Annotated in this window: 13 protein-coding genes; 8 read left to right on the top strand and 5 right to left on the bottom strand. The window is 31.0% G+C overall.

The window, feature by feature from the left end; translation table 11 throughout:
* Complete coding sequence (locus P0R33_RS08355) at positions 1-867, bottom strand: hypothetical protein (RefSeq protein WP_276175004.1); 867 nt, start codon at positions 865-867, stop codon at positions 1-3.
* Positions 868-1,040: 173 nt separating this feature from the next.
* Between P0R33_RS08355 and P0R33_RS08360 the strand changes: the two genes are divergently transcribed.
* The 3 genes from P0R33_RS08360 (at position 1,041) to P0R33_RS08370 (ending at position 4,584) form a co-directional block, all read left to right on the top strand.
* On the top strand, positions 1,041-1,448 hold the full coding sequence (locus P0R33_RS08360) for a helix-turn-helix transcriptional regulator (RefSeq protein ID WP_276175005.1): 408 nt from the start codon (positions 1,041-1,043) through the stop codon (positions 1,446-1,448).
* A gap of 242 nt (positions 1,449-1,690) precedes the next feature.
* Complete coding sequence (locus P0R33_RS08365; RefSeq protein WP_276175006.1) at positions 1,691-3,250, top strand: type I restriction-modification system subunit M; 1,560 nt, start codon at positions 1,691-1,693, stop codon at positions 3,248-3,250.
* A gap of 47 nt (positions 3,251-3,297) precedes the next feature.
* The gene (locus P0R33_RS08370) at positions 3,298-4,584 is read left to right on the top strand and encodes a restriction endonuclease subunit S (protein WP_276175007.1); all 1,287 of its coding nucleotides are present in this window, start codon (positions 3,298-3,300) and stop codon (positions 4,582-4,584) included.
* Positions 4,585-4,588: 4 nt separating this feature from the next.
* On the opposite strand, the gene P0R33_RS08375 is transcribed toward P0R33_RS08370, so the two are convergent.
* On the bottom strand, positions 4,589-5,659 hold the full coding sequence (locus P0R33_RS08375) for a restriction endonuclease subunit S (RefSeq protein WP_276175008.1): 1,071 nt from the start codon (positions 5,657-5,659) through the stop codon (positions 4,589-4,591).
* Positions 5,660-5,732: 73 nt separating this feature from the next.
* On the opposite strand from P0R33_RS08375, the gene P0R33_RS08380 reads away from it, so the two are divergent.
* The 5 genes from P0R33_RS08380 to P0R33_RS08400 all read left to right on the top strand — a co-directional run bounded on the left by P0R33_RS08380 (position 5,733) and on the right by P0R33_RS08400 (position 12,048).
* Complete coding sequence (locus P0R33_RS08380; RefSeq protein ID WP_276175009.1) at positions 5,733-6,659, top strand: site-specific integrase; 927 nt, start codon at positions 5,733-5,735, stop codon at positions 6,657-6,659.
* A gap of 100 nt (positions 6,660-6,759) precedes the next feature.
* Positions 6,760-9,633, top strand: a complete 2,874-nt coding sequence (locus tag P0R33_RS08385) for a type I restriction endonuclease subunit R (RefSeq protein ID WP_276175010.1) — start codon at positions 6,760-6,762, stop codon at positions 9,631-9,633.
* Positions 9,634-9,702: 69 nt separating this feature from the next.
* The gene (locus P0R33_RS08390) at positions 9,703-10,416 is read left to right on the top strand and encodes an endonuclease/exonuclease/phosphatase family protein (protein ID WP_276175011.1); all 714 of its coding nucleotides are present in this window, start codon (positions 9,703-9,705) and stop codon (positions 10,414-10,416) included.
* Between the two features lie 135 nt (positions 10,417-10,551).
* Complete coding sequence (locus tag P0R33_RS08395; RefSeq protein ID WP_276175012.1) at positions 10,552-11,400, top strand: restriction endonuclease; 849 nt, start codon at positions 10,552-10,554, stop codon at positions 11,398-11,400.
* 183 nt (positions 11,401-11,583) lie between these two features.
* Positions 11,584-12,048, top strand: a complete 465-nt coding sequence (locus tag P0R33_RS08400; protein ID WP_276175013.1) for a JAB domain-containing protein — start codon at positions 11,584-11,586, stop codon at positions 12,046-12,048.
* A gap of 246 nt (positions 12,049-12,294) precedes the next feature.
* Here P0R33_RS08400 and P0R33_RS08405 read toward each other — a convergent pair whose 3' ends face one another.
* From P0R33_RS08405 to P0R33_RS08415, 3 genes are read right to left on the bottom strand one after another with little or no spacing between them, the layout of a single operon-like run.
* Positions 12,295-14,250 carry an AAA family ATPase gene (locus tag P0R33_RS08405; protein WP_276175014.1) on the bottom strand — a complete coding sequence of 652 codons (1,956 nt, stop codon included), beginning with the start codon at positions 14,248-14,250 and terminating at the stop codon, positions 12,295-12,297.
* A complete protein-coding gene (locus P0R33_RS08410) occupies positions 14,240-14,761 on the bottom strand; it encodes an ABC-three component system middle component 5 (protein ID WP_276175015.1) in 522 nt (173 codons plus the stop codon). Before P0R33_RS08410 ends, P0R33_RS08405 begins: the two co-directional genes overlap by 11 nt.
* The gene (locus P0R33_RS08415) at positions 14,748-15,320 is read right to left on the bottom strand and encodes an ABC-three component system protein (protein WP_276175016.1); all 573 of its coding nucleotides are present in this window, start codon (positions 15,318-15,320) and stop codon (positions 14,748-14,750) included. The genes P0R33_RS08410 and P0R33_RS08415 overlap by 14 nt, the downstream gene beginning before the upstream one ends.
* Between the last annotated feature and the right edge of the window lie 2 nt (positions 15,321-15,322).

Consider the following 15,322-nt stretch of genomic DNA (forward strand, 5'->3'; position numbering starts at 1 on the left):
CTATTTTATTTTCTCAGGCTCTTCCTTTTCAGCTTTCTCCAGCCTGTCAAGCTGATCTTGTATCAGAATATCAGCCTGCTTTCTAAATTTTCCGCATCTTTCTTCCATAAGCTGGTAATAGAGATAATCAACGTCGTTAGGCTTGGCGAAACGAAGTACATGGGACTGCTGTTTAAGCAGGCTGAACATAGCCCTGTCTTCCTTGGTCTGGCGTGGAAAGAAATCTGCAGTAATACTGGAAAAATATTCGCAGAGACTGAACAGATGCTCCATTGCAAAATGGCTTGGGGTGTACCCTGTAAAGGAACGAATCAGGGAAAGGCAGGTCTGCTCCACTATCTGATGAAGTGCAAACATTTTCAGCTCATACGAATTTGAAGCATCATCGTCATTGTAAACCAAGTCCCAGATTGTGATGGCAATATTGCTCCTGTTTGCAACATAGTTTGATGTCAGTTTTAAGCTTCGTGTTGGGGTTTCGCTGATGTTTAAATACGGTGGATTGTTTATGTCCTGAAATAAAAGCTCAGCATTCTGCATGATCTGCCAGAAGAAAAACTGCTGGTCTTGTCCTAGCCTTTTCAGGCTCTGCACATGGTGCAGAAGAATCGTTGCGGTCAAAGCCCCTTGAGTCTTCGTTTTTATCTTATCGCTTATGTCATTGCTTGCATTCTCTATGGTTTCTGATACGAAAACCAAAAGGTACAAATGCAGATGTTCTTTCTGCATCCCATAGTCGGAATAAACCTTCCTGTTTGAGCTGTAAGCCGTATCATTACTTCCGAAACAATAAACTGCTGATGTTTTGACGTGCTCTGTAATTGCCTGAATTACTTCTTTTTGCTGTGAAATTTCAATTGCTTTCATAATTTTACTTTTTTTAATTAATACTTGTTTGAAAAATTGTATTTTTGTTTAACACACAGCCAAGTAAGTGATTAGTCGTACTGTACCGTATCAATTTGTATTGTACCGTACAGCTATATTTCTATATCATACAGCAGACTTACTTTTTTATTCTTAATTATTATCTTTGAGCTATGAGTACATCAACAAAACCACACCACATGGGGCGTAAAATCAGCCGTATCCGTGAACTGAAAGACATGAAACAGGAAGCGCTGGCACAGGCTATGGGAACAAACCAGCAGGCGATTTCTATTATGGAAAACAGCGAAACTATCGAGGAAGATAAATTAATAGAAGTAGCAAGCGCATTGGGTGTAAGCGTAGAAGCAATTAAAAACTTTTCAGAAGAAGGTGTATTTAATTACTTTAATACTTTTACCGAGAATAAAGGACCGATATATGCTGGACATCATTGTACTTTTCACCCATTAGACAAACTTATGGAATCCGTAGAAGAGAATAGAAAGCTATACGAAAGATTATTAAAATCGGAGCAGGATAAAATTGAATATCTGGAAAAATTACTAAAAGCGAAATAGTGCTTTTATAAAAGATATATTAATTCCAAAAAGAGACTTTCGAGTCTCTTTTTTGTTGTCAAAATTTCCATAATCATATTTAAAATATTTAGATGTAGTAGCTATTCAAATTTATGCCGATCCAAAACCTAATTAATGTCCAATAGTTTTTGTAAAACTATTAAGTCATAACACCAAAAGTTTATTACATTAGTGCCTTTTTAAGAACTATTAATCCCTAATCTTAATAACAATTATTTCAAATGTCAGAAGAACAGAAAAAACTATTGGAGCAACAGCTTTGGAATATAGCGAATACTTTACGAGGAAAGATGAATGCGGATGAATTTAGGGATTATATACTAGGGTTTATATTTTATAAATATTTAGCCGAAAAAATGGAAATTTTTGCTAATTCCATTTTGGAACAAGATGACATTCAATTTAGAAATATTAACGAAAACTCTAAAGAAGGTCTAGAATACATTGAAGCAATCAAAGAAGAATCTCTTGAAAACTTAGGTTATTTTTTGAAACCATCTGAACTTTTTAGCGAAATTGCAAAAAGAGGAAATAGTGGCACTAATAATTTCATTTTAGAAGATTTACAAAAAATCCTGACCAATATTCAGCTGAGTACAATGGGTACTCAAAGTGAAGAAGATTTTGAAGATCTTTTTTCAGACATGGACTTAAATAGTAATAATTTAGGTAGGACTGCTGAAGCAAGAAATACAATCATAGTAAAAGTTTTGGTGCATCTTGACGAGATTGATTTTAAATTGGAGCATACTGAACTAGATGTATTAGGTGATGCTTACGAGTATCTAATTGGTCAGTTTGCTAGCGGTGCAGGTAAAAAGGCAGGAGAATTTTATACGCCACAAGAGGTTTCTAAAATTCTGGCAAAAATTGTTACAACAGGTAAAAATAGATTAAAATCAGTATATGATCCAACCTGTGGTTCTGGATCACTATTGTTGCGTGTAGCGAGAGAGGTAAAAGATGTCAATAATTTTTATGGGCAGGAAATGAATCGAACCACCTACAATCTTGCCCGCATGAATATGATACTCCACGGGGTACATTATCTTAAATTCGACATAAAGCAAGAGGACACTTTAGAACACCCCCAGCATTTGAATGATATGCCATTCGAAGCCATTGTGGCAAATCCTCCATTTTCTGCAAATTGGAGTGCAAATCCTTTATTTCTTAATGATGATCGTTTCAGCCAATATGGTAAGTTAGCTCCTGCAAGTAAAGCTGATTTTGCTTTCGTGCAACATATGATTTATCATTTAGCAGAAAATGGTACGATGGCAATTGTACTGCCACACGGAGTTTTGTTTCGTGGTGCTGCAGAATTACACATTCGTAAATATCTCATTGAACAAAAGAATTATTTGGATGCAGTAATTGGATTACCAGCCAATATTTTCTATGGCACGAGCATCCCAACATGTATTTTGGTCTTCAAAAAATGCCGAGAAACACCTGATGATATTTTATTTATAGATGCCAGCAAAGAATTCGAAAAGGTTAAAAATCAAAATATGTTGCGAGACAATCATATCACTAAGATTGTAGAAACATATCGTAATAGAACTGTAATTGAAAAGTATAGTCATTTGGCTAGTTTAAAAGAAGTCGCTGACAATGATTTTAATCTAAATATTCCTCGCTATGTAGATACATTCGAAGAGCAAGAAGAAATTGATATCCAAAAAGTAATGTTTGAAATTAAAGAACTTGAAGCCAAAAGAGCCACTCTCGATAAGGAAATAGATATTTATTTTAAAGAACTAGGACTAGTTTTTTAATTTCTTAAATCCTTAATGTTTTTAATAACAAACAATAAATAATTGAGATGGCGAATAAAAAATTAAAAGTAGGTAACGTTCCTAATTTGAGATTTCCGGGGTTTACTGAAGAATGGAAAACTAAGAAATTGGGGGATGTTATGAGCTTCAAAGTGACCAATTCCTTTTCTCGTGAGATTTTAAATTACGAAGCAGGAATTGTAAAGAATATTCATTACGGAGATATTCATACTAAATTCCAGACTTTATTTAATATTACTAAGGAGGTTGTTCCTTTTATCAATGAAGATATAAATCTTGGAAGAATTGCTGATGAAAATTATTGCAGAGAAGGAGATATTATATTTGCAGATGCTTCGGAAGATTTAAATGATGTTGGAAAAAGTATTGAAATTCTAAAATTGAATAATGAAAAATTACTTTCTGGATTGCATACACTTTTAGCAAGACCAAAAGCAAATTATTTTCAGAAGGGATTTAATGGTTATTTATTTAAATCAAATACTGTTAGATTAAAGATACAAAAAGAAGCACAAGGTTCTAAGGTTTTAAGTATAAATGCTGGACGTTTATCAAATATTGAAATTACTTTTCCAAATATTTTAGAACAACATAAAATAACGATTTTTTTATCACTAATTGACTTTCGAATTCAAACCCAAAACAAAATAATTGAACAATTAGAAACCTTAATCCAACAGTGTCGTAATAAAATATTTAAACAAAAAATAAGGTTTAAGGATGAACTGGGAAATGAATTTTCTAAATGGAAAGTTTATAAATTGAAAGATATTTCTGATCGAGTTTTATTTAAGAATGCGGAAAACAATCAAAATGTTTTGACTATCTCTGCACAACTTGGGCTAATTAGTCAACTGGACTTTTTTAACAAGTCTGTTTCAGCTAAAAATGTTTCGGGATATTATCTTTTAAAACAAAATGATTTTGCTTACAATAAAAGTTATTCTAAAGGTTATCCAATGGGAGCAATTAAAAGGCTGAAAAAATATGATAAGGGAATTGTTTCAACATTATACATTTGCTTTCGGTTTAATGGATTGGTAAATGTAAATTTTATGGAACAGTATTTTGAATCAGGAATTCAAAATACGGAAATAGAAAAAATAGCACAGGAAGGTGCTCGAAATCATGGTCTTTTAAATGTAGGAGTTTCAGATTTTTTTAATATTGAAATTAATCTTCCTTCAATAGAAGAGCAAAAACGAATAGCCGCTCTTTTATCCAAAATTGACAAAAAAATCCAAACTGAAAAAGCAATTTTAGAACAGTTTGAAAATCAGAAGAAATACCTGTTACACCAAATGTTTGTATAAACTTTTAGACAAACATTTGGTATAGTAAAAATTTTTTTTGTTCTTCTAATTTTTGTAATAGGTGGTTTTCAATATCAATTTTTGAGTCTATAGATAAAAGAAAATCAGCGATTTTGGTTTGTTCTTCAAAACAAGGAATTGTAATTAAATAATCTGAAATTTGAGGAACTGTTAATTGAGGAACCCCTGTGCTTTCAATAGCAAAATTTATGGTATTTATAATCTCTTGCAGGTATTTAGGATGAATATCGAAATGAGGATAAATTACTATAAGTCTTACAATTGCACAAAATTTTTCAAATCGTACGTTTGCTGTTCCTAAGTTTCCTCTACCACTCACAGTAACACAATTTTCTGGATATTGAAATGAGGCTGAATATCCATATAACCCAGAACCCTCACCGTTTGCATAAATTGGATAGGTATATTTTTCTGATTTTTCTTTTTGATAATCTAATTTGTTCAAATCACCTCCAACGGAAAGTTTTCCAACATCCTTTATTTTTTTCACTTCCCATTTGTGATAATCATTTCCATTATCATCTTTAAATCTCAAATCTTGTGAGAAGATACTTTTTGCAGTATTAGTCTTTAATACATTTAACTCCCTAATTATTTTGTTTTGGGTTTGAATACGTTCATCTATTAAAGATAAGAAAGAGGCAATTTTTTGCTGTTCATTAATTTCAGGAATATTTACTTCAATTTGTTCAATTATAGTTTTTGAAAGACTTGGAACACCAGATGCTTCACTATACTTTAACCAATTAACTTGTTCAAAAATATTGTAAACAAATTTTGGAAGTACTTTTTTAAAAGAGTGCGTATAGAAAAGAGTATCTACTGTCCAAAACTTTTCATTCAAATATAAGGGCTTGTTGATTGTTCCTTTTCGCCCAATACAAACGCTTTCTCCGTCATGCAGATAAGCATTAACAGAAACCATATATCCCCCTGTACCATAGACCGGTATAGCACCTGCTGATAAATGCTTATAGTCACGACCGCTCCCAATAGTCAAAATATTACCTATGGTTAGTCTTTTCCATTCTTCTACAAACTCTGAGAATCTCAAATTAGGAACCTTAGTGTAATAAAATCCTAAATTCTTTATTTCTTTCCTTTGGATTTCATAAAAATAAATAATAATGAATGATCAAAAACAAATTTTAGATGTAATCGACCTATGGAAAAAAAACAAAAAACAATACGTAAAAAAATCAAGTTTTTCAGCTTATACACTCTTAATAGAAAATCATATACTGCCAATATTTGGCACTAAATATTCTATTGAAGAAGCAGAAGTCCAAGAATTTGTATTTCAGAAATTGGATTCAGGTTTAAGCCAAAAAACAATCAAGGATATTTTAATTGTTCTGAAAATGATTCTAAAATATGGTGCTAAGCATAAATGGGTGAATTACACTCCATTTGAGATACAGTTTCCAACAGAACGAGAAAAACATACAATTGAAGTTTTAAACCGTTCTGATCAGAAAAAAATCATGAATTATATACAAGATCATTTTACATTTCGAAATTTAGGCGTTTATATTTGCTTAAGCTCTGGAATGCGTATAGGAGAAGTTTGTGCCCTAACTTGGGAAGATTTAGATACAGACAAAGGCGTTATCAGTGTTAACAGAACCATTCAGCGCATTTATACGATAGAAGACGGAAAAAGAAAAACGGAACTCATTTTAGACACTCCAAAAACAAAAAATTCCATTCGTGAAATTCCTATAAGCAAAGATTTATTAAGGATTCTCAAACCATTTAAGAAAATTGTTAATCCATCTTTTTATGTTTTGACCAATGATAGCAAGCCGACAGAACCTAGAACTTATCGTAGTTACTATAAAAATTTAATGGAAAATTTGAAAATGCCAGATTTAAAATTTCATGGACTCAGACATAGTTTTGCTACTCGATGTATTGAAAGTAATTGCGACTACAAAACTGTTAGTGTTCTTTTGGGGCATTCGAATATTAGTACAACCTTGAATCTCTATGTCCATCCAAATATGGAGCAGAAAAAGAAAGCAATCGAACAAATGTTTAAAACTTTGAAGTAAACTTTTACATTATGAATTAGGAGAAATGACAGAAACCTCTTTATTTTGTTAAATTTGCGACATTAAAGCTAATTTAAATAACTCCTAATTCATAATTATTTTGAGCAAACAGTCTGAACAAATCTTAGAGGAACAACTTGTAATCCAATTACAAAAATTAGGATATAAATATAAGACTATTGCAAATGAAAGAGAGTTGCTGGAAAACTTAAAAACGCAACTAGAAAAGCACAATAATATTCACTTTAGTCAGGCTGAATTTGAAAAAGTAATGAATATCATTACCAAGGGTTCAGTCTTTGAGAAAGCCAAAATATTACGTGAAACGAAACATCATATTTTAAGAGATAACGGAGAAAATCTTTATTTTGAATTTCTTAACGTAGAGCATTGGTGTCAAAATGAATACCAAGTTACGAATCAAATTACTCAGGAAGGTAAATACGAAAATCGTTATGATGTTACTTTACTAATTAATGGGCTTCCATTGGTGCAAATAGAACTGAAACGTAGGGGTCTGGAGATGAAAGAGGCTTTCAACCAAATAAGCCGTTATCAGAAGCATAGTCTTGGAGCAGGGAAGGGCTTATTTCATTTTGTACAACTGTTCATAATCAGTAATGGCGTAAATACAAAGTATTTCAGCAATTTTGGTACACATAAACAGGAATATCTGCAAACTTTCCATTGGACAGACGAGAACAATAATCCTCTCAATAACATTCTTAATGGTTTTACTGATGCCTTCTTAGAGCCTTGTCATATAAGTAAAATGATATGTAAATACATTGTACTTAACGAAACTGATAAAAAACTAATGGTTCTTCGCCCATATCAGTACTATGCCGTGGAAAGTATTATAAAGAGAGTAACGGAAAACGAAATATTAAATGGCTACAATGTTGAGAAAAATGGATATATCTGGCATACTACAGGAAGTGGAAAAACCTTAACAAGTTTCAAAGCCAGCCAAATATTATCAAAAATAACTGCTATTAAAAAAGTAGTTTTTGTAGTAGATAGAAAGGATTTGGATTATCAAACTAATAAGGAATATGATAGTTTTAGTAAAGGCTCAGTAAGCTCAGCAACTAACACAGATGATCTTATAAAGAAATTCAATGATCCAAATGTAAAAATTATTGTTACAACCATTCAAAAGCTTAATAATGCCATTTCGGTTAGAAATTTAACTAAAATGAAAGCTCTTAAAAATGAAAGAATGGTTTTTATTTTTGACGAATGTCATCGTTCACAATTTGGCGATACACACCAAAACATTGTTAGCTATTTTGAAAATATTCAATTATTTGGCTTTACGGGTACACCCATCTTGGCAGAAAATGCTAATGGAGAAAAAACCACAGCCAGTTTATTTGGGAAATGCCTTCACAAATATGTAATTACTGATGCTATCAGAGATGAAAATGTTTTGCGATTCTCAATTGAATATATTCAAACTTTTAAGAAAAAAGATAATATAATTGACTTGAAGGTTGAAAAAATTAATGAAACAGAAGTTTTTGAAGCTCCTGAACGGAAAGAAGCAATTGTTGATTATATAATTCAGCACCACGATCAGAAAACACAATCCAAAAAATTCTGTGCGATGATGTGCGTCCAAGATATTGATGCCATTATTGAGTACTATGAAATTTTTAAACGTAAGAGGCTGAATGGTGAGCACAATTTAAAAATAGCTACAATTTTTAGTTATACTCAAAACGAAGAAGAGATAGAGGACCAATTGGCTAGTCGATTGAATATAGCTACAGAACCACAAGCGGAATATGGATTAAAACCACATCGTAGAGAATTATTGGAAGTCTATGTACATGATTTTAATGAATTATTCGGAACGGCAGAGAATATTAAGGATACCGAAGGCTTTTACAATTATTATAATGCAGTTGCTAGAAAATCAAAACATCCTAAACATGAGACGGATATTTTATTAGTAGCAAATATGTTTTTAACAGGTTATGATAGTAAAAATCTGAATACATTATATGTCGATAAAAATCTCCAATACCACGGACTTATTCAAGCTTTTAGCCGTACAAATCGTACACTAGACAAAAATAAGACACAGGGTAACATTGTATGTTTTAGAAATTTAAAAGATAAAACAGATGAAGCAATTGCATTATTTAGTAACAAGGAAGCAATTGATGAAATCATTGTAGAACCTTATGAAGTTTATACTGAAAAATTCAACGAGGTAACTAAAAAATTGCTTGAAATTGCTCCTAAAATTGATGCTGTCGATCATTTGTATTCAGAAGAAGATAAATTACAGTTCATTTTAACATTCAGAGCACTTATACGCTTACACAAAAAAATGAGCCATTATTCCGAATTTACTTGGAATGATTTGGAAATAGAGGAGCAGCTATTTGCAGATTACACCAGTAAGTATTTGGATTTAAAAGATAAGCTAAGCAACAGCTCTCCAATAGAAAAAACATCTATTCTAAATGACATCGATTTTGAACTTGAGCTGATTAGACGCGATACAATAAATGTTACCTATATTATTCAACTATTAATTAAATATAAATTAAAGCACAGTTCAAAAGATAAAGAAATTATTGAAAAAGAAATCTCGAACTTATTGAACACAGAAGTTTCATTAAGAAGTAAGAGAGAACTGATTGAGAAATTTATTCAAGAAAGCTTACCGCACATTTCGGATACCGATATTATACCAGAAGAATTTGAAAAATTCTGGAATGAAGAACAAGATAAAGCGCTAAAAGATTTAGTAAAAACGGAAAATCTTTCTGATGAAAAAACTGAAAAATTGATAGAAAATTATCTTTTTACCGAGCGAGAGCCTTTAAGGAAAGAAATTTTAGACCTTCGCATAGATGGAAGACCTAGCGTTTTAAAATCTAAGGAAGTGGGTGACCGAATATTGAATAAAATTTTAGATTTCGTAGATACTTTTGTTAATGGTATATCTGGAATATAAACTAAAAGTTCGATTAGGATAATAGCATTTGCTAAATAAAAAATCAAATCACTTAAGATAGCAGTTATAATGAAGATAATAACTTGGAATTGTAATATGGCTTTCCGTAAAAAAGCGGAATTTATTTTAAAGGAACAGCCAGACATTCTGATTGTACCTGAATGCGAAAATCAAGAACGGCTTATATTTGGAAATATGACGAGAAAACCAAATGACATCTTTTGGTACGGAAAAAATCCAAATAAAGGAATTGGAATTTTCTCATATGGTAACTTTAAAATTAAACTACTCGATATTCATAATCCAGACTTCAAATATGTTTTGCCATTATCTATTTACTATGAAAAAATTAATTTGACAGTTTTTGCTATATGGTCGCAAAAACCCGAGAAACATGATTGTTATACCGAGCAGGTTTGGAATGCTGTTCACTTTTATAGTAATTTATTAGACAATAATAATGTAATTCTTATTGGGGATTTTAATAGTAATTCCGTTTGGGATAAACCAAATAGAGTTTACAATCATTCAAACCTTGTTGATTATTTAAAAAGAAAAAATATTTTCAGCACTTATCATCATTTTCATAATCAATTTCAGGGGCGTGAAAAAGATCATACCCTTTTTATGCACAGAAATATTGACAAACCATATCATATTGATTATTGTTTTGCTTCTTTAAACCTAATCAAGAGATTAAAAAATGTTACGGTTGGAAGTTATGAAAGGTGGACTAAATATAGTGATCATAAACCGTTAAGTGTTACCTTCGATTTAGTATAGATAAAACCCGATATAGCGTAAAAAATTTAAGCAATTAGCTAAGACAACGATGATAAATTGAACAAAAAACGAGAAATAATTTGCGAGTACTTACAATCCACACTATTAAAATATTTTAAGGACACATTAAAGAATATGAAAGGACCAGAATTTTTAAAATATATCGATCCAGTTCTGACAACGCTTCAATCCAACGGAGGCGCTGGAAATTCATCGGATGTAATAGAACAAGTAATAGATAAATTGGAAATTACAGAAACCGAATTGGAAGAAACAACTTCAAATGGGCAATCGCGAATTAGAAATCAAATTCAATGGGCTAGATTTTATTTGTTTAAAGCTGGATTAATTGATAACGCTCAAAGAGGAATATGGAGATTAACAAAAGAAGGTTTAGATAAAAAATTAAGAGACAATGATGATGTTTATGAATTATTTAAAAAAGTTCAAGATAGCGTCAAAAAGACTTCTTCATCAAAACCACAAAAGGCTGAACCAAAATTTGAAAATATAGCAACCGAAGATGAAGAACATTCGATCGGATTAATAAACATCATACAAAATCTCACTCCAAGCGGATTTGAAAAACTTTGTAAACGCTTATTAACTGAAATCGGAATTAACGAAATAGTTATAACGGGTGGTTCTGGTGATCAAGGAATTGATGGAAAAGGAATTGTAAAACTTAATGATGTTGTTGGATTAAACATCGTTTTTCAATGCAAGCGTTATAAAGAAACTGTTTCTCCGCATCATGTTCGCGATTTTCGGGGCGCAATGCAGGGACGAGGTGAAAAAGGGCTTATAATAACTACAGGTCGTTTTACGAAAGAAGCAAAGGGTGAAGCAAATCGTGATGGAGTTACACCGATTGAACTGATAGACGGTGATAGACTCGTTGAACTTTTTGAAAAATACCAACTTGGTTTAAAGCCAGTTACAGTTTTTGAAATTGACCAAGAGTTTTTCAAAAGCTTTAATTAAACAACCTGATATTCTCCTAATAACTAATTTAATTTTATCACAAAGTTCGGGAATCGCGTGCGGGCGCTAGCAAAAAATTCCCCCATAAATGCAGGAAAAAAATCCTGCTTTATTGCGTTGCTTTTTGCGCTTGCTACACGATTCCCGGTGAATGTTCCATAATTAATTTAAAATATAGAAATTATGGAAACTTTAAATCAAAACTGGCAGATTGTATCTGAAATTGAACTTATCTATAAAACAAAGGTAAAAAACTCTGAAAGACCGCAAATCAAATCTTCGAAAGATGCATATAAACTCGCTCTTTCAGCGTGGGATTATAATAAAATAGAATTCTTTGAGCAGTTCAAAGTATTATTTATGAATCAAGCTCACAAGGCACTTGGAATTTACGAAATTTCTTCTGGAGGAATTGCAGGAACTGTTGTAGATATCAGATTAATATTTTCAGCAGCTCTTAAAGCAAATGCTACTTCACTGATGATAATTCACAATCATCCTTCAGGAAATCTTATAGCATCTGAAGCTGATAAAAATATAACTAAAAAAGTAAAAGAAGCCGGAAAACTCCTTGATATTACACTACTGGATTCATTAATTATAACTTCTGAATCATACTATTCCTTCGCTGATGAAGGCGCTTTATAAGCGCCTTCATCACTATTTTTATCTGTAAAAGATTCCAAAAAATGTAAAAGCTTTTTCAATAAATATTTTAAGATGCGAGTGCAATAATCATATAATAATCATTAATAAAGTGGTTAGATAATTGAATGCATCTCACTCCCACGATATAAATTCAGCACGAGGTATTTTTACACCCATAATTTATCGCTTTTATTTTTTAAATATCCAATATAAAGTAAATAGTAGTCAGAAGAGTTTCTCTCGTTACTATTCTATGTTCTTTAAACTAGGATTATCCTTCGTATAATATTCTCCTACTATATAAGTAGACTCTAAAAGTTCATCCGTAATATATGAAGTAGTATAAATCAATTGACTTTCCTGATTGGGATCTAAAGCAAGGACTCTTTTAATTAGAATATTCTGGAAGTTCTGGGCTCTTTCTTTTTCAATACCTTTATCTTCCATATTATCTGCGAAAATAAATCTAGGATAACGCATACTATCTACAGTTAGAGAAGCAAGAAATAAAGCAAATCTTGCCGATATTTTTAAATAGAAATTAGAACTCGCTGAAAATTTTTGATATTGTTTAAACTTTTCGGTATTGTCGGTTTTTAGATAAACCAAATTGTTCGAGAAATCAATGATTAGATCCTTTGGTTCTGCAGTTGTAAATTCCCTCTGCCTGTCGAAATCATTATTAAGAAGATATACTCCTTCTGTTTGGATGTTTAAAATAGTATCTTTTTTAATTTTTCTTTGGGCTTCTTGAATTGTGAAAATTTTATACTTAAAAGTTCCGATATTTTTATCTAATGTAGTTTTCTCTTCTAAAAGTTTATCATATATATCTGCTTGCTCCAACATTGTTCTAAATTGCAGGATTTCACCCTCTGCTAATCCTTTTTGAAAATTCAGAGTATCAAGTTTTTCTAGTTCAAAAGGCCTTACATCTGTAATTGAATTATTTACTCTTTTTTGTAGATTATTTAATTCAGAAATCTCTTTTTCAAGATTCGATTCTAAAATTTTTAATTGTTTGTTTTTAAATGATAATAATTTGGTAGATTCATCAATTTGAAATTTGATTTCTAATTGCATTCTCTTGGCTTGAGTTATACCAAAGCTATCGTCGGAAATTTGTTTACAAAGCTTACAACTGTTTTCTACGCCTGAATGAACAAGTTTATTTAGGCATTCAGGACAATAATCTAAAGGAATATTGCCTAAAAATTCTCTTGTATAAACGGAGTTGTTCAATGCTCTATATTTGTCATTTAATGCATCTATAAAGAAATCTGAGTCAATTATTTCATTTTTGAAAAGTTCAATTTTGTTCTGTAATTCAATAACGGTTGTTCGTTTACCTGCTGTTTCGTCTTGTAAAATTTGAAATTCTAATTGTTTTGTTGAGTCATACTGCACTTCTTCAACATTACTTCTAATTCGTGATATTTCTTCGTTCAAATTTAAAATATCTGCCTCTTTATTCTCAATTTGTGTTTTTAAATGTTCCTTATCTAAAGCAAAAGCATTTTGAAAAAATCTTTTCGTTAAACGAATTTCATTCTTAACTTCATCAAGTTGTTTTTCGGCATTATAAAGGTTGAGTTTTAAAGTATATAGGTCTTGATTGTAGACCCCTAGCAATAAATCAGATACAGCTTCTCTTACAGATTGCTTATCAAATTCTTCATATACAAATAAAGAGCTAGTTGGCGATTCTTGATCAATATACAATAATCTTAATACTTGATGAATTGTTATATTATTTTCTTCTTTAACTTCTGGAAGCCCTAATAATTCAAAAATCACATTCGAAAAGCTTCGCTTTTCAACTGTTGTATTATATTGAAATTTTTGCCAATATTTATTTGGAGGGGGTGATTGACTTTCCTCGTAATCGCCCCAAAAAAAATTCATTGCAATTCTTGAATTTATATTCTTTGTTTTTTCATTAATTTCAATGTATCTTTTTAAAGTGACAATTGTATCATTTGCTTGTATTTCAGCAAAAACTACTTGGCACTCTCTAGCTTCAGGAACGAAATCATTAAATTCACCTCCTAAAGCAAAAAAGATAAAATGTGTTATCGTTGATTTTCCACTACTATTATCACCACATATAATATTAATTCCATTATGGAATTTTTCGTCATAAGCAACCTTTCCTTCATTTGTAAAAACGACAAGACGTCTTAAATATAAATTATTTCTCATCGTACCTACTTTCCATTAAATTACTCCTGCTTTTCAATCCTTTCTCTCCAAATAAAGAGATATCATAAAAACTTGAAGTTACAATTGTTATTATATTTTTTTCTCTAGGTGATAGCTCTCCAACAGATTGAGAATACTTTTTTAAAAGTTCTACAGAATTTATTTTTATAAAATTTTCTAATAAAGAATCTTTATCTATTATATTGTATGATGCTAAACAAATAAGAGCTGAATGTTGGTACGGCTTGATTTTTTGAAGTGTTTTACGCTCATCGTAGATTTGTTGATAAGGATTGTTTTTTATTACATGCAGTTGTTTCAAAATAGCTTTAAACTCTTTTTCGTTTCTTAAGGGTTTTATCTTAAATATTTCATTTGGAAATAAAAGATAATAGTCCCATATTCTTATTTTGTCTGTCTCTATTTTTTGATCAGGATTGACTTTGCTTAAGAGATGTAACATCCTAAAAATAGTGTGATATAAATCGAATGCATTATTATATAATATCATAATTCTTCCAATTTAAATGACATTTTCCTGTTAGAAAATACACCATTCCATAAATATCGTTTGCGTTGTAATTTAAAAAATTATCTGCCTCACCTTCTCGGTTTAATACATCAAGAATAGGCTGAATTACCTTCTCTCTCAAAAGAACAAGTATATCAGCTTTTTGAGCATTTGATTCAATTTGCGGAAAGACATAAGCGTAAAAATTATTATCTACCAAAGAAAAAATTTCGACATCTATTTCTTGCTGTGCCTGAAACATCTCACCTTTTACTACTCTTTTTGAATATTTTTCTTTGAGTTTTAATGCCCTTATTATTTCAATATTAGTAAAATTAGCATCAATAAGCTTCTGTTCTAGACCAATTCCGTCTTGTATAGTATTGTAATTAAGGAAATCATCTATAAAAGATTCATATCTTTCATCATTTCTTACTTCTTCTTGAAGTTTTTCAAACCTCCTCTGCCACTTAGATTTTGGAGCTAAATATATACTTTCGACATTTGCAAAGTTATTTTGCTGATCAATTAAACCATCATTATTAATTTCTTGGGGCATAT

It is taken from the genome of Flavobacterium sp. YJ01, from assembly GCF_029320955.1.
Classification (GTDB): Bacteria; Bacteroidota; Bacteroidia; order Flavobacteriales; family Flavobacteriaceae; genus Flavobacterium.